The sequence below is a fragment of the Thermopirellula anaerolimosa genome, assembly GCF_054657335.1.
The window spans coordinates 2,291,919-2,309,046 of sequence record NZ_BAAHYX010000006.1 but is presented as its reverse complement, the minus strand read 5'-3'; the positions used below and the strand labels follow the sequence as shown (position 1 = coordinate 2,309,046).

General features: G+C 58.4%; 13 protein-coding genes and 1 other RNA gene. 3 read left to right on the top strand and 11 right to left on the bottom strand.

Annotated elements, in window-relative coordinates; all coding sequences use genetic code 11:
* The first annotated feature begins 274 nt into the window (after nt 1-274).
* Nucleotides 275-636, top strand: a transfer-messenger RNA (tmRNA) gene (gene ssrA, locus ACYQ6J_RS14330).
* A gap of 341 nt (nt 637-977) precedes the next feature.
* Here ssrA and ACYQ6J_RS14325 read toward each other — a convergent pair.
* The 4 genes from ACYQ6J_RS14325 to ACYQ6J_RS14310 all read right to left on the bottom strand — a co-directional run bounded on the left by ACYQ6J_RS14325 (nt 978) and on the right by ACYQ6J_RS14310 (nt 8,218).
* Nucleotides 978-2,609 (bottom strand): type I restriction-modification system subunit M, encoded by a 1,632-nt coding sequence (locus tag ACYQ6J_RS14325; RefSeq protein WP_460184869.1) that lies wholly within the window; start codon nt 2,607-2,609, stop codon nt 978-980.
* Nucleotides 2,606-3,814, bottom strand: coding sequence for a restriction endonuclease subunit S (locus ACYQ6J_RS14320; RefSeq protein ID WP_460184868.1), 1,209 nt, complete (start codon nt 3,812-3,814; stop codon nt 2,606-2,608). Before ACYQ6J_RS14320 ends, ACYQ6J_RS14325 begins: the two co-directional genes overlap by 4 nt.
* The gene (locus tag ACYQ6J_RS14315) at nt 3,807-6,785 is read right to left on the bottom strand and encodes a type I restriction endonuclease subunit R (RefSeq protein ID WP_460184867.1); all 2,979 of its coding nucleotides are present in this window, start codon (nt 6,783-6,785) and stop codon (nt 3,807-3,809) included. Before ACYQ6J_RS14315 ends, ACYQ6J_RS14320 begins: the two co-directional genes overlap by 8 nt.
* Before the next feature lie 116 nt (nt 6,786-6,901).
* Nucleotides 6,902-8,218, bottom strand: a complete 1,317-nt coding sequence (locus ACYQ6J_RS14310; protein ID WP_460184866.1) for an ISKra4 family transposase — start codon at nt 8,216-8,218, stop codon at nt 6,902-6,904.
* A gap of 114 nt (nt 8,219-8,332) precedes the next feature.
* Between ACYQ6J_RS14310 and tnpC the strand changes: the two genes are divergently transcribed.
* On the top strand, nt 8,333-9,796 hold the full coding sequence (tnpC, locus tag ACYQ6J_RS14305; protein WP_460182980.1) for an IS66 family transposase: 1,464 nt from the start codon (nt 8,333-8,335) through the stop codon (nt 9,794-9,796).
* An 18-nt stretch (nt 9,797-9,814) separates the two neighbouring features.
* Here tnpC and ACYQ6J_RS14300 read toward each other — a convergent pair whose 3' ends face one another.
* The 5 genes from ACYQ6J_RS14300 to ACYQ6J_RS14280 form a co-directional block, all read right to left on the bottom strand.
* Nucleotides 9,815-10,027, bottom strand: a complete 213-nt coding sequence (locus tag ACYQ6J_RS14300; RefSeq protein ID WP_460184865.1) for a hypothetical protein — start codon at nt 10,025-10,027, stop codon at nt 9,815-9,817.
* A 47-nt stretch (nt 10,028-10,074) separates the two neighbouring features.
* On the bottom strand, nt 10,075-11,394 hold the full coding sequence (locus ACYQ6J_RS14295; protein ID WP_460184864.1) for a B12-binding domain-containing radical SAM protein: 1,320 nt from the start codon (nt 11,392-11,394) through the stop codon (nt 10,075-10,077).
* Nucleotides 11,391-12,221 carry a prenyltransferase/squalene oxidase repeat-containing protein gene (locus ACYQ6J_RS14290; RefSeq protein WP_460184863.1) on the bottom strand — a complete coding sequence of 277 codons (831 nt, stop codon included), beginning with the start codon at nt 12,219-12,221 and terminating at the stop codon, nt 11,391-11,393. Before ACYQ6J_RS14290 ends, ACYQ6J_RS14295 begins: the two co-directional genes overlap by 4 nt.
* Nucleotides 12,214-13,230: an amino acid--tRNA ligase-related protein gene (locus tag ACYQ6J_RS14285; protein WP_460184862.1), complete on the bottom strand. Its 1,017-nt coding sequence runs from the start codon at nt 13,228-13,230 to the stop codon at nt 12,214-12,216. The genes ACYQ6J_RS14290 and ACYQ6J_RS14285 overlap by 8 nt, the downstream gene beginning before the upstream one ends.
* 118 nt (nt 13,231-13,348) lie before the next feature.
* Complete coding sequence (locus ACYQ6J_RS14280; protein WP_460184861.1) at nt 13,349-14,557, bottom strand: GNAT family N-acetyltransferase; 1,209 nt, start codon at nt 14,555-14,557, stop codon at nt 13,349-13,351.
* Nucleotides 14,558-14,927: 370 nt separating this feature from the next.
* Between ACYQ6J_RS14280 and ACYQ6J_RS14275 the strand changes: the two genes are divergently transcribed.
* Nucleotides 14,928-15,392 (top strand): hypothetical protein, encoded by a 465-nt coding sequence (locus ACYQ6J_RS14275; RefSeq protein WP_460184860.1) that lies wholly within the window; start codon nt 14,928-14,930, stop codon nt 15,390-15,392.
* 271 nt (nt 15,393-15,663) lie between these two features.
* On the opposite strand, the gene ACYQ6J_RS14270 is transcribed toward ACYQ6J_RS14275, so the two are convergent.
* Together ACYQ6J_RS14270 and ACYQ6J_RS14265 are read right to left on the bottom strand one after the other, a co-directional pair.
* Nucleotides 15,664-15,966: a PqqD family protein gene (locus ACYQ6J_RS14270; RefSeq protein ID WP_460184859.1), complete on the bottom strand. Its 303-nt coding sequence runs from the start codon at nt 15,964-15,966 to the stop codon at nt 15,664-15,666.
* The gene (locus ACYQ6J_RS14265) at nt 15,966-17,021 is read right to left on the bottom strand and encodes a radical SAM protein (protein ID WP_460184858.1); all 1,056 of its coding nucleotides are present in this window, start codon (nt 17,019-17,021) and stop codon (nt 15,966-15,968) included. The genes ACYQ6J_RS14270 and ACYQ6J_RS14265 overlap by 1 nt, the downstream gene beginning before the upstream one ends.
* Nucleotides 17,022-17,128: the final 107 nt, after the last annotated feature.

Genomic DNA, 17,128 nt, shown 5'->3' with positions numbered 1-17,128 from the left:
TGACGGGCGCGGCGTCCGTCTCCGACCACGGCTGCCGCAAGGACCACGGCACGAAAGCCCGGCGGTGAAGCGCGGTCGGCGGTCGCTCGTGCGGAAAATCGTCCCCCAAGGCAACACGCGCGGCCTCGATGGAAACATAGCATGGAGGGGCGGAAAAGGGCGGCTTGCCTTGTCCGACGGACTGCCCGACCGGGAAACTGGGGAAAAACTCGCTGCGGTTGTGGTCTTTGGGGCGGCGGGTCGATAAGATAGAAGTAGAACATTCGAGCACTTCGGGGGCGAACTGGCTTCGACCGGACAGGTTGAGGTTCCAGCGGCGTGCCGTGGTTGATCGGTGGCCCACGTAAAAAGCCGGTCACAACAATAAGTGCCAACCACAGCTTGGCCTTGGCTGCCTAAAACGCGCAGCCCCGACTGATGGCTCCCGTCGGAGGGGCCTGAAAGTCGGCCGCCAAATCCGACTGGTCTCGGGTCACGTCGAGAACGCCCGAGACGAGATCCCCGTCCTCGACTGGTCGAGATGGTAGCCTGCCGATTGGCGACCGGACCGACGAGAACCCAAAAAATCGGCTACGCACGTAGAAGCTGGTGCCGAAATGTCACGGGACGCGGGTTCGATTCCCGCCGCCTCCACTCTGCCCGGGTGACGGCCGAACGCCGTCACCCTTGCCGTTTCTTGGCCCAGGGTATCCATTCTCGTCTTGACTTGGCGCAGAGTGTTCCGTTCTTGTCTTGATCCGGCCCGGGGTGTTCCATTTTCGCCTTGGCCCGGGGTAACCCATCCCATGGTGCCCCACCTTGTTTTGCCCCAAGTCTTGTCTTGGCCCGAGGCGGCACGCTCCCAACCGGGGACAATCCCGACCGGCCGGATTCTTCGCGGTTGCGATCCGCTCGGCAGGGGGCACGGTTTGCCATACTCGATCAAAAAAAGCCGAAGTTGCGCGTCGCGCGCCGACGGGGCGAGCCGGACCGTCGGCTCAGGGAAGTTCCGGCAACCCCAGTTCTTTCAAAAAGGCATTGTGCCGCTTGCGGGCCTCGACCAGCTTGCGGCTGATCTGCGTGATCTCGCCGTGCGCCTGCGCCAGGTCGATCTCCGGTTCCGGTCGCGCCGTGCTCACGTAGCGGGTGATGTTGAGGTTGAAGTCGTTTTCCTCGATCTCCTTCATGCTCACCCGGCGGGAAACGAAAAGCGCTCCATTCGGAAGCTCCTCGTTCACCTCTCGCCGGTACTGGTACGTCTCAACGATCTTGTCGATGTGCTCCGGCAGTAGCCGATTCTGCCGCTTGCCCTTCTCGTAGAGCTCGGCCGCGTTGATGAAGAGAACGTCGTCGAACTTCTTGCACTTTTTCAGCACCAAGATGCACACCGGGATGCCGGTGGAGTAGAACAGGTTCGGCGCCAGGCCGATCACCGTGTCGATGTTGTCGTCGAGCAGCAGCTTTCTGCGGATCTTCGCCTCCGTGTTGCCGCGGAAGAGCACGCCGTGCGGCAGGATGATCGCCATCGTGCCTTCCTTGTGCAAGAAGTGGAAGCCATGCAGCAGGAAAGCAAAATCGGCGGCGGATTTCGGGGCCAGCCCGTAGTCCTTGAAGCGGAAATCCTCGGCCAGCGCCTCGCTAGGCTCCCAGCGGAAGCTGAATGGTGGATTGGCCACCACCGCGTCGAACTCGATCTTTTCCGCCGGGTTCTCCTCGCGCAAAAGCGGCCACTCGTTGAGGAGAGAATCGCCGTGGAATATCTCGAATTCGGTGTCCTTGAGGCCGTGCAGCAGCATATTCATACGGGCCAGGTTGTAGGTGGTGATGTTCTTCTCTTGGCCGTGGAGCTTGCCCACGCCGTCCCTGCCCATGCGCTGGCGCACATTGAGGAGCAACGAACCCGAGCCGCAGGCGAAATCGAGCACGTTGCGGAGTCTTTCCCGTTTGCCGGCGGCCGGGTCCTGGGCATCCAGCGAGACGATGCCGGAGAGGATGCTGGAGATGCCCTGCGGGGTGTAGAATTCGCCCGCCTTCTTGCCGCTGCCTGCGGCGAATTGCCCGATGAGGTACTCGTAGGCGTCCCCCAAGAGATCCCGCTCCCTGGGAAACTCAGAAAGCCCCTTGTCGATCGTCGTGATGATGGTGCAAAGCCGTGAGTTGCGCTGCTTGTAGCTCTTCCCGAGCTTTTCCGAATCCAGGTTGATCTCGGAAAACAGCCCCTGGAAGGTGCTGGAGAAGGATTCGTTCTCGATGAATTGGAAGCCCTTTTGCAAAGTATGGAGCAGCTCCGGGTCCTGAGTGCGCGCTTGCTCTGCGATGCTGCTCCAGAGGTATTCGGGCTTAATCACGTAGTGCACCTTGCGGCGCATCTGCTTTTCGAACATCTCGATGTCGTCCGGGTTCTCTTCGTACCAGACGGCCAGGGGTGACCGGCGGTCCTCTGCGGACAACTGGGGCCAGTCCGTGCCCAGTTCCCGTTTTGCCGCCTCCTCGTAGTTGTCCGAGAGGTAGCGCAGGAACAAAAACGACAGCATGTAGTCGCGGAAGTCGTCGGCGTTCATGGCGCCGCGAAGCTGGTCGGCAATGGCCCAAAGGACCTTGCCCAGGCGGACCTGGTCTTGCTGCGTCATGCGGAAACCTCCTGCGGGAAGAGTTGTTGCAACAGCCCCTTCTTGTGGGCCTTGAGGGCGTTGAGCTTCTGCGCCTCGAGCTGGATCAGCTCATCGAGCGAGGAAAGACAGTCGGCGATTTTTTGTTGTTCAGGTAATGAGGGAAGACTGAGTGTGTATAGTTTGCGAATAACACTCGGGTGCGCCTTGAATTGATAATCAAATGTGAGCGAAGCGTGGCGACTCTGAAGTTGGGAAGCAATGAAACGAGTATTGAGTGTTGATGTGTCAACCCATAGATACCCGCAAACATTTGTGACGGAAAATTTATGTTTTGGACGATAGAAAAAATCCCCCCCTCCATCGATAGACCAGGTAATTAACTCCTCATCAAACATGAAGCGGCCATATTTCCCCATAAGCCCGTCATTCTTGGTCGATGAAGAATATACGGGATACGGTCCTGGATGTTCTTTGATATCGATTTGCGATATGACCTGACCTCTTCCAAGTTCAACCCATCCATTGTTTTCTAGATCGGCTAGCGAATGCTTTTCCCACGGCCCCGCGTTGCGGAACTGGGGGAAGCGCAGGCGGGGGGTGGTCTCGCCCTCGCGGGGGAAGAGCTGCTGCATCAGGCCCTTCTTGTGGGCCTTGAGGGCGTCGAGCTTCTGCGCTTCGAGCTGGATCAGCTCGTCGAGCGAGGAGAGGCAGTCGGCGATTTTTTGTTGTTCTGGTTCCGGCGGAAAGCCTATCTGAATTGACGAAAGGTCCGATGGGTTTATAGCCGGGTAGTTTGAACCGGAACACCGCGCCAACACCGCGCCAACGAACGAATCGGTGTGAAGCACTTGATAGAGAAAGCGCGCATTTTGTGATGCTCGAAGCTGTGCGTAACCTGTTGATGCAACGTAATTCCCGTCGTTATAGTCAAAAAAAAGGTTGTTTCTTTGGTAAGGCCTTACCATCTGAAAAAGAATGTCGCCACGTTCAATTACCCTCTGCGCCCTACTTGGAGCTGAAGCACGACTAATTTCTCGCCTCTGGATTAGCCGACCATCAACGACAGATTCCAAGTCTATATAAATGAAGCGCTCAGGTAGTGGTCCACATGTCGGATTGATCTCAGACACCTCCCCCAACCGCTTCACCTCCCACGGCCCCGCGTTGCGGAACTCGGGGAAGCGCAGGCGCGGAACCACGGTTCTTTTCTTCTTCTCAGGCACGGTCGTACACCTCCAGCCCTGAAATCTCCTTGCCCTGGGCGAGCTTCCGTAATAGCGGCGTCAGGTCGTCCATCAGCGCCAGCTCCTTCTGCGACCGCGCCTTCCAGCCGAGGCCCAGCGGCGCCATGAGGTCGGTGAGGGCGTCGGGATCGAAGATCATGCGGTGCAGGATGCCGTCCACGAAGGCTTGCAGCGCCTGGCGGTCGAGGCCGTGCTTTTCGGCGATGCGGGAAAGCTCCCGCGCGTATTTCTCCGCTTTGAATTGCTGGTAACCGTCGCGGATTGCCGCCTCCGACAGGCCTTGGCCCGCCGCCAGGGTGTTCACATATTCGATGATCTCCTCGCGTTCTTCGAGGAACTTGGCGTTGCTGCGCAGGATGCCCACGAGCTGCTCGCGGGTCATCTTCTGCTTGGTCGGTCCCTGCTCGCTGTATTTGGCGATGAGTTTCATGATGTAGTCGTAGTCGATGAGGGCCGAATCGAAGAGCACGAACTCGAAGTCGAGCTGTTCGAGGGGGTTGTTGGGGTCGGCGCTTTTGCCCCGGCGGGCCTGGAGGTCCTGGGCGAGATCGAGGTACACGCCGCGGAACGCCCGCAAGTCGTCCTCGGGCAGCACCTGCCCGACGGTCCGGCGGGTTTTGGGGTCGAGGTCGGTGTACTGGTCGAGTTGGGTGCGGAGGCGCTGCACTTCCTTGAAGTGATTGATGAAAGCGGCGCGGGCCTCGTCGCCCTTGAGGTTCGCCACCTCCTCCGGTCGGCATTGCAGACCCTGCGACTGCATGAAGTCCCGGAGCCGCTGCACCGCTTCGGCGAACTTCTCGGCCACGACGGGGGCCGGATCCACCAGCCAAATCTCGCGGGCCCGCTCTCCGGCCTCGCCGGAAAACAGCGTGATCGCCTCGTCCACGGCGGCCTTCCGGGCGCGGAAGTCGAGGATGTTCCCGTAAGGCTTGGCGTCGTTGAGCACCCGGTTGGTGCGGGAAAAGGCTTGGATCAAGCCGTGGTGCTTGAGGTTCTTGTCCACATAAAGGGTGTTGAGATATTGGGAATCGAAACCGGTGAGCAGCATGTCCACCACGATGGTGATGTCGATCTTCTTTTCGTGCGGCAGGTCCCTGTTCGGGTATTTGTGATCCTTGATGCGCTGCTGGATGTCCTGGTAGTAGCCGTCGAAGGTGAAGAGGTCGAAGTTGGTGCCGTAGCGGGCGTTGTAGTCGGCGATGATGGCCGCAAGTGCTTCTTTTTTCTTGTTGGGTTCTTTGCGGTTGTCGGCCAGCTCCTGGGGCAGGTCTTCTTGCAACTGGGCGATGTCGCGGTTGCCCTCGGCGGGAGGTGAGAAGACGCAGGCGATGTTCAGAGGGATGAAATCCTCGTCCGCCTCGGCCCGTTCGTTCTGAATCCGCTGAAACAGATGGAAGTATTCGACGGCGTCGTCGATGGAGGCCGTGGCCAGAAGCGCGTTGAACTTGCGCTGGTTGGTGGCGGCGTCGTGCTTGTCGAGGATCGCCTCCACGATCTTCTTTTTGGCGAGCGTCTCGCCGGGTTTGACCGCTGCGCCCTCGGGCTTGTAGTAGTCCACGTGGAATCGCAGCACGTTGCGGTCGTCGATGGCGTGGGTGATGGTGTAGGCGTGGAGCTGCTTGCCGAAGACGTCGGCGGTGGTGACCATGCGGGCTTCGGTGCCCTCGATCGTGCGGTAGGTGGCGTTCTGCTGGAAGATCGGCGTGCCGGTGAAGCCGAAGAGCTGCGCCCGGGGGAAGAACTCGCGGATGGCTTTGTGGTTCTCGCCGAACTGGGAGCGGTGGCACTCGTCGAAGATGAAGACGATGCGCTTGTCGCGCAAGGGTTCCAGCCGCTTGCGGTATTCCTTGCGGTGGTTGGCGTCCAGGGCCAGGCCCAGTTTCTGGATGGTGGTGACGATCACCTTGTCGGCGTAGTCGTCGGAGAGCAGGCGCCGGACCAGGGTTTCGGTGTTGGTGTTTTCCTCCACGCAACCCGGTTGAAAGCGGTTGAACTCCTGCCGGGTTTGGCGGTCGAGGTCCTTGCGGTCGACGACAAAGAGCACCTTTTCAACGTCGGGGTTTTCCTTGAGCAGGGTCGAGGCCTTGAACGAGGTGAGCGTCTTGCCGCTGCCGGTGGTGTGCCAGATGTAGCCGTTGCCGCGGTTTTCACGGATGCAGCCGACGATGGCCTTGACCGCGTAGATCTGATACGGGCGCATCATCATCAGCTTGCGCTCGGTCTGGATCAGCACCATGTAGCGGTTGATCATCTCCGCCAGGGTGCACTTGGCGAGGAAGGCCTCGGCGAAGTCGGTGAGATGTGCGACCTTCCTGTTGTCCGGCGCGGCCCACTGGTAGATGGGCAGGAATCGTTCATCCGCATCGAAGCGGAAGTGCTCGGCATTGTTGTTGGCGAAGTACCAGGTATTAGAGCGGTTGCTGACGATGAAAAGCTGCATGAAGCACAGCAGCGTGTTGGTGTAGCCGTTGCCCGGGTCCTGCTTGTACTCGATGATCTGCTGCATCGCCCGGCGGGGGCTGATCTGTAGGCTCTTGAGTTCAATCTGCACCAGCGGCAGGCCGTTGACGAGCAGAATCACGTCGTAGCGGTGGAAGCTCGACTTGGTGTTGATGCGGAGCTGGTTGACGACCTCGAACTCATTCTTGCACCAGTCCTTGAGGTTGACGAGCTGGTAGTGCAGCGGCGTGCCGTCCTCCCGCTCGAACGTGTTGCGGTGGCGGAGTCGCTCCGAGCAGGCGAACACGTCGCGGGAGACGATCTGGTCGAGGAGGCGGTCGAATTCGGCATCGCTGAGCCGAACGCGATTGAGCGTCTGGAACTTCTCGCGGAAATTGCGCTCCAGCGCCTCGCGGTCGCGGATGTCCTCCCGAAGGGTGTACTTCAGCCCGCAGAGCTTGCGGATCAATTGCGATTCGATTTCCTGTTCCTTGGTCGTCGGCGTGCTCATGCCCCGTTTGCTCCTTGTAGGGTCGAAGAAAGGGAATCTCCGCTATTATTGCCGGGGCGACCTGCCGACGGAAACTCCGCGCCGCCGCCGGGTGCGGCTGATAGATCGTGGCAAGTTTAGGCGGCTTGTTGGAGATGGGCGGACCACAGGGCGTCGAAGCGGCCGTCGTAAAGGGCGGCGCGGAGGCGGAGGATGGCCTCCGCCCGACGACGACGCCAGTTGCGCATCCCGGCCTGTTTACAGCGTGCCCCCACCAGGCACTTGCAGGCCGACTCGACCGGGCCGCTGCCGATCGGCAACCCCGCCGCACGGTAGCGGGGATAATCCATCCGCTCCGCATTGTTCTTCAGATACACTCCCAGCTTCCGCAATGCCTCCCGCTTGCTCGGCGCACGCAACTGTTTCTGCAAGGCGGCGATCGCCACGCGCGCCTGCCGGTGACCGCCTTCCCACAATTCTAAGAGCCGCTCCTTCGCCCAAACCTTCGCTTCCTCCGTCCCCACACCGAATACGTCATGGGCCGCTTGGTGGACGTTCTCGCTCAAATGATACCAATCCAAGACGGGCACAGCCTCGGGAAAGTGGAAGGCCGCCAATTCCCACAGCCAGTGCGCGCCGTCGCCCAAGAACACACGTTGCGACGCTTGGCCGTAGCCGGTGCGATAGGCCTCCAGAAACAACTGCCGGCCAAACTCCTCCAACGACAAAAACCGGGCGAACGTCTTCTGCGCCAGGGTGTTCTTTTCCCCGTCCAGGGCCCGCACCCGACCGACACGAATCTCTCGCCACTCGCCTTCCGCGTGAATCATGGCCCCATCCGCATACACCGCCACCACGGGAGCATGGCACGTGGACTGCGGCATCCTCTGGGCTTGCTCCGCGGGCGACAACCCAAAGAACGCCTGGCGTTGAGCGTCCTCCTGGGCCAAGAGCATCTCACCCGCCGTGTGCGCGATCTGCTGGATCGTTTGCTTGCTCAGTTCCACGCGGTGGTCCGCACGCAAGACCGTCTGCACTTGTTCCGCCGGTATCCATGCCATGAGCCGGGCCACCACTTTCGCCAACGGCCAACTGACGCCGTGGCCGGCAAACCGCAACCGCGCATCGTGCGGATACCATTCCTCTTCACAACGATCACAACGCCGCCGGGGACGCCGGCATTTCACGTCGCCGAAAGTCGTCGCCACCGTGCAAGGCGGGCAGCCGCGATGCCGCATGGACTCCCCACAACACGGACACTTCGGCAACGCATCCGACGTGTTCGCCGAATCCGCCCACGCCTGCAAGGCTTGATTGCCCAGGCCGTGGAGGCCCTCGCTCAAGACCTGCTCCGCTTTCTCGAAGTCGTCCACATTGACCGGCATCGCGTCCAACACGCTGTCAAACTTCTCGTGCAGTTGACGACGCTGCTCTGCGCTGAGTACACTCCTCATCACGATTCCTTTCAGGGTGTTAGGGGAACTTCCAACAACGCAAACCTCTAACACCCTGTTTTACTTATTCCCCCCAATCGCGCAACAGCATTTCAGCCGCACCCTGGCCGGGCCATGGATGGTCGACGCCCCACCTACGACGAGTTGCTGGCGGAGAACGCGGCGCTCCAGGAGCGGGTCGCCGAACTGGAGGCGCGGAATGCCGAACTCGAACGTCAGGTCGCCCGGCTGACCGCGCAGGTCGAGTCGCTGCTCAAGCGGCAGGCGGAACTTCTCCAGCGGCTGGAAGAGAAGGAGCGTGGCGGCAAGCGGCAGGCCGCGCCGTTCTCGAAGGGGCCGCCGAAGCCGGACCCGAAGCCGCCTGGTCGCAAGCCCGGCGATGACTACGGACAGCACCATCGCCGCGCGATCCCCGAACAGCCGCCCGACGAGGTCTACGACGTGCCGCTCCCGCCGCAGTGTCCGAAGTGCCATTCGAGGCAGCTGGTGGACGAGACCACGCAGCCGCAGTGGCAGACCGACCTGCCGACCCGGCCCATCGTGCGGCGGTTCGACATTCACTGCGGCCACTGTGCCGACTGCGGCGCGCGGGTGCAGGGGCGACACGCCCTGCAGACGTCCGACGCCCTCGGTGCGGCCGCGAGTCAGCTCGGTCCGCACGTGCACGCGGCGAAAGCGATCCTCAACAAGGAACTCGGCCTCTCGCACGCCAAGATTGCCCGGCTGATGCAGCTCCTGTTCGGCATCACGCTCAACCGCTCGACGTCGTGTCGCTCGATCCTCAGAACAGCGGCGAAGTGTCAGCCCGCCTACGCCCGGATCGAAGCCAAAGTCCGCGGCTCGCCGGTCATCAAGAGCGACGAGACCGGCTGGAAGCTGGGCGGGGTGCTGCACTGGCTGCATGTGGTGGTGAGTGACGACGCGGTGCTGTACCGCATCGATCGTCGCCGCGGACACGAGGTGCTGGCCGAGATCATCGGTCTCGACTACGCCGGCACATTGATCCACGACGGCCTGGCGAGCTACGGCCAGTTCCGGCGGGCCCGCCATCAGCAGTGCCTGGCGCACCTCCTGAAGCGCTGCCGCGAGTTGCTGGAGACGGCGACCGCCGGCGCGGTGCGGTTCCCGCGCGCCGTGAAGAAGCTGCTCCAGCGGAGCCTGTCGGTGCGGGACCGGTTCCTCGCCGGGCATCTGACCCCGGCGGGGCTGTCGTCGCTGCGCGGCCGGCTGACCGCGGCGCTCGAACGGTTGGTGACGCCGGTCAAGCGTCATGCCGGCAACGAACGGCTGGCGGCGTTCCTGGAAAAACATCGACCTGACGTGTTTCGCTTCCTGACCGCTCCCGCGGACATCCCGGCGACGAACAACGAGAGCGAATTCGAACTGCGGTTCAACGTGATCGCCCGAAAGCTCAGCGGCGGCAACCGCTCCGAGGCCGGCCGGCTGGCCCAGCAGACGCTCCCCTCGATCACCCGCACCTGCCGCAAATTGGGCCGTGAACCCTACGAGTTCCTCCGCCAGACCCTCTGCTCACCCACCCCGCTCCCGCTCTACACCACGAACAGGGCGGTAAACTGATACCTTACGAGACAGTATCTAGCGGGAGGTTCGCCAGCCGGTCTTGCCACGTCGGAAAGAGGACCCTGGATCACGGTTCCGGTCGGCATCGGAACCGGCATAATCACGGGGACCATCGGCTACGTGGGTGGCCACGCCGCAATACACCGGATTCAGGAAATCGTTGCCCCCGAAATGAGCCAGCAACAAGAATGACAACACCTTGTCGCTGTTCAAGGCGATGTTGATCACGGAACCTCTCAGGCCCGGCAGTGGCCAACGAAATGGAATCGCCGGCTCTATGGCGTGACTCGCCTTCCCGCCTTTTGGGCGATGCAATACGGCAGACCATGTTTGTGAATTTTCTTCGCCAGTCGCCTCTCCCGCGATTTGCGAAACTCCGCATAGAATTGCCTGATGTGGTTCCTTAAGTCCGCCAAAGCAAACGAATTCAGCCCGTTCTCACGACAGGCAAACACGGCCCTTTCCGCTCTTTTCTCGTCGGGCAGACGTTCAAACAACTCCGAGCCGGGCATATAGGTCAGAATCTTCACGTTGACTTCGTCGATTGGAATTGAGGCCGCGAGCCGAAACGTCGCCTCAATGGTCCACTCCGATTCCATCGGCGCGCCAATTATGAAGTTGCCCACCGTGAACATCCCGATGGAGTCCGCGTACTCAATCAACGTGCGAACTTGCCCCTGATCGATCTTCTTCCGGTAAAACTCAAGAATTTCACTCGCTGCGGATTCCAAGCCAAGGCTGATGATGCTGACGCCCGCTGCCTTTGCCAAATCCAAGAACTCGGTGTCGATCTTCGTCCACGTACTCAAAGCTATCCGCATTCCATGCGTGCTGCCGGATTCGGCAAGCATCTGCAACAAGCCTTTTGCTCTTGGCAAATCCGATGCAAAATTATCGTCCGTCACCCACACGTTGACCACTTGGCGGGATTGGAGATCACGAAACTCGTCAACAACGTAGTCGTGACTGTGGTAACGGACGCCAGTTTGCCATCCCTTTCTTTGGCAGAACGTACATGATCCGGGGCACCCTCGGCTGGTCTGAATCAACGCAGAGCGTGCTAACGACTGTGTTGCAGTTGGTCCCCCACGGGCCATGTCATCGCTAATCAGGTCGCGTTCTGGAAAGGGCAGAAAGTCCAAGTCTTTCAACTGGCAGGCTGCGATAGCCATTCTGTCCAGCGCGACGCGCTGCGTAAGACGGTTAATTACCTCAACAATCGTTGGTTCCGGCTCAGTACTGTAAGTGTAGTCGGCTCCGGCAATATCGCGCGGATTGAGTATGCAGTCGTAGCCGCAGGCCACCACTGGCGTTTGTGGATATTTGTGGCGAATGTCGTATATCACCTTCTCCGCGTGGCAAACATTTTCGCTTCGTTTTAGCGGGAATGAATCGACCTCAACGATCACAGCCACAGCGGAAGGCAATAGCGCGTACAATTTGTCTTCCGCGTCTGGGGTTAATGAGAAATCGACATACTCGGGTGCGTAGCCTGCCCCGCGCAGAAGTGCCGCGAGATACAGGAGGTTCAGCGAGTAGCCATAGCGCCGATCTTTGTCAACTGAGGGTGCTGGATAGACGAGAAGCACTTTCATGCTTGTCTCTTCATCTTTCCAAAATGGGACGCGAGATGGGCCAACGCCCACAGTGCCCACGATGCGCCGTCCTCGATCTCATGGTATGGCCAGATTCCGGTGGGCAGTTGTGTTTCTAACAGCCAGCGACCCGCCTTCTGGAACGCCTCTGGTGAAACAAATTGCGGATACTGCGCCATGCCGAGGAGTGCGACAGACGTACAGAATACGTCAGACGCGACAGGATGCGACTTCCAGGGGGCGAAGCTCCCATCATCCCGCTGGTTCTCTATCAGCCACGCCATCGTCTCCTCGATTAGTCCGGTTCGTTGTGGAATGTACGAACACCGCGCCATTGCCATCAAAACGTACGCAGCCTTGTACGTCAGTGTGTTCCTTTCGGCGCACCAAAGGCGTTCCAAACCGTGCAGAACATCCGGCGTTGCCAACTGTGGCAGGAGGTACAGCATCATTCCCGTGACCGGAATCCGGCTCATATCTCTAGCAGACCGTCCCCAAAGCCCATCAGCCGTCCGCTGTCCTTTAAGATAGTCGAGACTCCGCAGAAATTCAGCGTCGTGATTGTGGGTATCGTCATTTTCAAGGAAATAAGCATTCCACATTGTATCGGTGACGCCAATCCAACCTCCGTCCTGTTGTTGTTCTCGGAGGCAGCGAGTAAGTACACTGCGAGGGAGTGAATTCCGAGATACCCCGACTGTTGCGAGTATCGCCGCAGTCTTGGTCAGGCGTTTTAATTCCAAACCTTTCCGTTCCATCTCCTCAATCATGTTCTTGAGTGAACCGATGGCTCGGAGAATGTGTATTCGTATAATGGCGTCAGTCACCGGATTCATCATGGATTTCGGAGAACCGCTGATCTCGGAAGAATGGGTGTAGTCTTCGGATGTTCTTGACGCCAAATAACCACATGGCCAGACGATCCACACCGAGGCCGAATCCAGCAAGGCGGCACCCTGGATGCACGAAATGCTTGGTGTACCAGCCAAGCTGCTTCACCATGTCGAGGTTCTGAAACTTACGGTTTAGCAGTTCTACCGAAGTCTCCTTTTCGTTACCTTCCACGACCTCCCCGACCCCTGGCAATAGTAGATTAAAGGACTGAGCGTAGCCCGGCCGACTCGGCTTTGCGGACCACGACGCAAGGTGAGCCGGAAAATCTGTTATGAAAATCGGTCCATCTTCAGCTATTCGTCGCTCATGCTGGCCAAGTCCACACCCATGTACCCCATGCTTTGCGGCTACCTCATCATAACTGATGCGGCGGAAAGGGATCGATACGTCTATCTGGGCAACAGTACACACATCAGTCATTTGCCGGACTTCCACGGCCAACTGTTTCACCAAGCGTTCGACGAGTACCATAGCGGCTTCCATCGTAGTGTTCATGTGGGCCGCCTCCAGGATGTCAAACTCAGCCAAGTGCTTGTGCGTCCGCGAAGGCTCTGCCCTAAAACATGGCTGCAAACAGAACACCTTGCACAGGTGGATCGCTAAGACGTTGAGGTGCAGGGCGTTGCTCGTACTTAATCGCGCAGGCAGGCCAAAGAAGTCGAGAGAAAAGTGCGCCTGCTTGTGTACGCCAAAGTGAATTGACGGCAATCTGACTTCTACGAATCCGTCAGAACCCAGGATTCGACGAATCGACTGTAAGAGCCGTGAGTAAGCCAGCACCAGATCGAGTTGGTCGTCGGGCAGGGCAAAAGCTGCCTTGGACGCCGGTATCGACAGACAAACCTGTACAATTCTAAGGTCTCGGCCTGGCTTTTCGCACACTACCTTCGTGAAGTCTCCTCGCTTCAATTTGCGAACTTGTCGGAATTCCTCCGCTGCCACGTTGTCCTTGCTGCATACGAGCCGATGGGACTCGGTGCCACATCGAATTACCAGGAAGACCACGCCTCCAAGGTTACGAAGGTGAAGCACGCGACCTTGAAGAACTCGAGCCATCGGACTACCCCCGCGACCATTTCCACGTCAAGAGCGATCCCTTTGGCGTTCGTTTGTCGATTACAAATCCGGCACGCTTTGCGAGATTGCAGATGTTCTTGTTATCTGAATAGGTCTTCATCTCCATCCAGTCGAACATCGCCGCAAAGGTTGCTAACAGACGTTTAGCATACCCTTTGCCGCGGTGGGCAGGCTTCACGTAAATCTCCTCGACGACGGCTCCATTGCCTGCTCGTCCGCTTTCCCGTGCGAAACCGACGATCTCGTCGCCGGTTTCGAGAAGCAGGATGTGTCGTTCGTTGCGAACCGCATCTATTACGATGTCCCTTTTCTTGTCGATTGCCAGGAACCTGCGCTCGTCGGCTGGAATATCTTGAATGATATTCAACAACGAGTCTTTGTCCTGCCTGCAAACGCGGCGAACCCATGCGTCACGTAGGAACAGGTTCCGAAAAGTCTGCTGGAAGATGTGGTGGCGGTGTTCGTCGCTGAGACGTGCATCTGCCACTGCGGCAATTTCCTGCCCGTAGGTGTCTTCGTCTTCCGATTGGAAATAGGGGAAGTCCGACCCAAAGAGAACTCGCTCGCATCCCACAACTTCCACTAACCGGGTGATCGCATTAGGGTTACGGATGCAAGACGTGTCGAAGAAGAGAGAGTCGAAACGTTCGAGTTTGCGGGCCACATCCACCACCTCGTCGCCGGTGTACGGCCATTTGCGTCCAGAATGTGCCAAGATGACTTTCAGGCGGGGAAAGTTCTTCTTGATCTCAGTGACCCGCGTGACTCTTTCCTTCATAGCAGGATGAATCAGGAGGACCAAATCATTCTGTTGGAGGAAGTCGTATGCCGCAAAGTAAGCCTTGGCAGGCTGCCCGGCAGTAAGATAAAAATGCTCCTTAGCTCCAACGATATTGGTTCGGAGCAAGTTAAGGTGTGAAACGTTCGGAGTGATGAGCGCGATCGCCATCATTAAGTCAGGATTGCAGGCTGCCGCCTGGCAGACATACTCATCCGCGGCCGTTGCTGAAAGCTCTTTGAATGGGAGAGGCATAACGATGGCTTTGAACACTCCGTTCTTTGCCGCTACACGCCTATAGCTCTTCCACGGGTTTTCTCGGGCGTTGCTGTATCCAAACAATTCGGAGTGCGTTCCGCAAACGCCTTTCAATAATCGCTTTTCACAGAGATGAACGTGCGAATCAAAGATCATAGGAATTCCGTTTGTGCGACGGCAAGAGGGCCGATGCGTATAGTGGCCCCCGGAAACTGGACCAAGACTTTGGTTTTAAACCTTGGTAGGCTTGGTCCAAATTGTGAGAGGACGCTATGGGAGCGAAGCGGCGACGGATCGAGGCGGCCTTGAAGGCTAAGGCGGCGGTGCGAGGGGTCGAATGACGAGCAAGCTGGCGTGCCAGTTCGGCGTCCATCTTGGGTGGATTGGGCAGTGGAAGCGGCAGTTGCTCGACGGCAGAATTGTGCGTCCCAACTAGGTGCCGTCCAGCTTCGTGCCCATGCCGACCGGCTGGATGTGCCTGACGGTGGTCATGGACTGGTACAGCCGCAACGTGTTGTGGTAGCGATTGTCGAAGACGCTGGACGGTTTGTTCTGCCTGGAGGTGTTGGAGGAGGCTCTTGGCGGGGGCGAGCCCGAGATCTTCAATTCGGATCAAGGCGTGCGATACACGGCCGCGGCGTTCACGGGGCGATTGGAGTCGGCTACCGTGGCGATCAGCATGGACGGTCGCATCCGTTGGCTGGACAACGTCTTTGCGGAGCGTTGGTGGCGGATGGTGAAGTACGAGCACCTTTACCTTCACGACTTCGCGACGCCGCGTGCATTGGAAACGGGGCTGGCAATCTACTTTCGATTTACAACGAGGAGCGTATTCATGCGTCTTCATACGGCCCTGGATCATTGCACGCTGGCGGCGGTCTACGCGGCGGTGTGCGGCGGCGTCCAGCGAAGTCATCGAGGTGGGCCAAATAAACACGAAATCGCGTGCAACAAACGGGAAAACCCATCGGCACTCACAATAGAGAAATAACCAAACGACCTCGCGAAACCCTTGCAGAGGGTTTCGCAGGCCGGTCGTCCCGTCTATCAAGAAACTGTAATCAGTAGTCTCGGAAAGAAACGGGATCGCCTCACCGGCCCCGTTGCCTTTGAACCGTTGAGTCAATTGCAGTTGCAATTGGTACACCCGAAACACCACTTCCCCTGGTTGAACTCTGCCCACAGTTCCTCAGGGAAAGTCATTCCATCTTCCTCCTCGAAGAGGGGGCTCTCGTACACTTGGGGTTTTTCGTTGGTCTCCATCAGAAACCTCCTTTGGGGATTAAAATGCCTCGGTTCGTCCACTCAGCAATCATTGCCAAGAGGTCATTCCGAATCTCCTCGACACTCGCAGCAAACCGTTGTGACAGCTTCGTTGCTATGGTCTCGACCGTATCCTCGCCGTCGAACGATTCGAGCATTGCATAGCTGACCGCGTTCAGGCGAAAAATCTTACCGTCTCGCACGTTAAACAGGCAGTATCGCTTCTCGTCAGGTTGGCCCTGGTATAGAGTGTAGTCGCCTGCCAATTGGTATACTTGCTGCAAAAGCTTGTTGTGGGGCATTAAAACACATCCCCTTTCCAGCAATGCGGATCATGTGCCAGAAAATTGCCACTTGCCGCAAAGGCAGCCGCTCGGCAACCTCCGCACTTGCCCAGGTACTTGCACGTTCTACAGGTTTCTTCCATCCGATTCTTCTGGCGAAGGCTCCAAAGAACGTCAGAGGTGTACCACACCTTGAACAATCCGTCTGTTAAGATGTTCCCAAGTGGGATTTCCAAACGGCGGCACGGCAACAGCGTGCCATCGTGAAGAACGCAGAGGCTCATCAGTCCGGCAGGGCAGAAGCCGCCTAGAGTATCATCCACTAGGCACCACAACGGTCGCGACGTGCGAATGCGTAGGGAGCAGCGTGTGTCCAAGGTCTTTTTCTTCCGGGCAACCGTTTCGTATGCTGCCTTTAGCACCTCCTTTGTAACGGACAACTGACAATCGCACGACTTGCCCATTGGGGTCATGCGTTCGATAGTGATCGCCCCAACGCCCAGTTGTAACGCAAGATCGACGATGCCGTCAACTTCATGGTAATTCCCTGCCGTCAACGTGAACATAATCGAGGTAGAAATGCCCACCTGTTCAAGGCAAGCAAGCCCTCGGATCGCACGCGAGAACGAACCGTCACCGCGTGTTCGATCGTGGGTTTCAGCGGTGGCACCATCAAGTGACACCTGCACCTCGCGCAGACGGCGATAACGTGTTAAGCCGCGAGCTGTCTGGCTGTCGATGAGGGTGCCATTTGTGAGAATACCAATCCATTCAAAACTCTGGGAGCCATCGAAGAAATCCAGCAGACGGAACAGGCGTGCGCCCGAAAGGAAGGGTTCACCACCAGTGAGGGAAATTCGACCCCTGCGTTTCCAAACACCCATTGCGCGCTCAAGTTCACCGGCTATAACGAGACACTGCTCTTCAGAGAGGTCTCCCCCGGAATAGCTGGATTGGTAGCAATGGTGACACCGGAGATTGCAGCGATCTGTCAGATGCCATTGCACGTAGAACCAACCTTGGCCACCGCCATCGGAGAGCGCACTAACGGGTTGGCTTCTAATGTCGGACATTGGAGGACAGGGGCTGTGCTATGTAAACTACCTTAGAGGAGGTGTTCCAGAACAGTGAGACAAAGCTTCATTATTTCGGTACTCTATCGAGTTTTGTAGGGGCTGTC

Bases quoted from the DNA above. Each gene is read 5' to 3' on its own strand.
- ACYQ6J_RS14315 (WP_460184867.1), bottom strand. From the start codon at position 6,785: ATGAGCACGCCGACGACCAAGGAACAGGAAATCGAATCGCAATTGATC.
- ACYQ6J_RS14265 (WP_460184858.1), bottom strand. From the start codon at position 17,021: ATGTCCGACATTAGAAGCCAACCCGTTAGTGCGCTCTCCGATGGCGGT.
- ACYQ6J_RS14270 (WP_460184859.1), bottom strand. From the start codon at position 15,966: ATGCCCCACAACAAGCTTTTGCAGCAAGTATACCAATTGGCAGGCGAC.
- ACYQ6J_RS14280 (WP_460184861.1), bottom strand. From the start codon at position 14,557: ATGATCTTTGATTCGCACGTTCATCTCTGTGAAAAGCGATTATTGAAA.
- tnpC (WP_460182980.1), top strand. From the start codon at position 8,333: ATGGATGGTCGACGCCCCACCTACGACGAGTTGCTGGCGGAGAACGCG.
- ACYQ6J_RS14310 (WP_460184866.1), bottom strand. From the start codon at position 8,218: ATGAGGAGTGTACTCAGCGCAGAGCAGCGTCGTCAACTGCACGAGAAG.
- ACYQ6J_RS14295 (WP_460184864.1), bottom strand. From the start codon at position 11,394: ATGAAAGTGCTTCTCGTCTATCCAGCACCCTCAGTTGACAAAGATCGG.
- ACYQ6J_RS14325 (WP_460184869.1), bottom strand. From the start codon at position 2,609: ATGACGCAGCAAGACCAGGTCCGCCTGGGCAAGGTCCTTTGGGCCATT.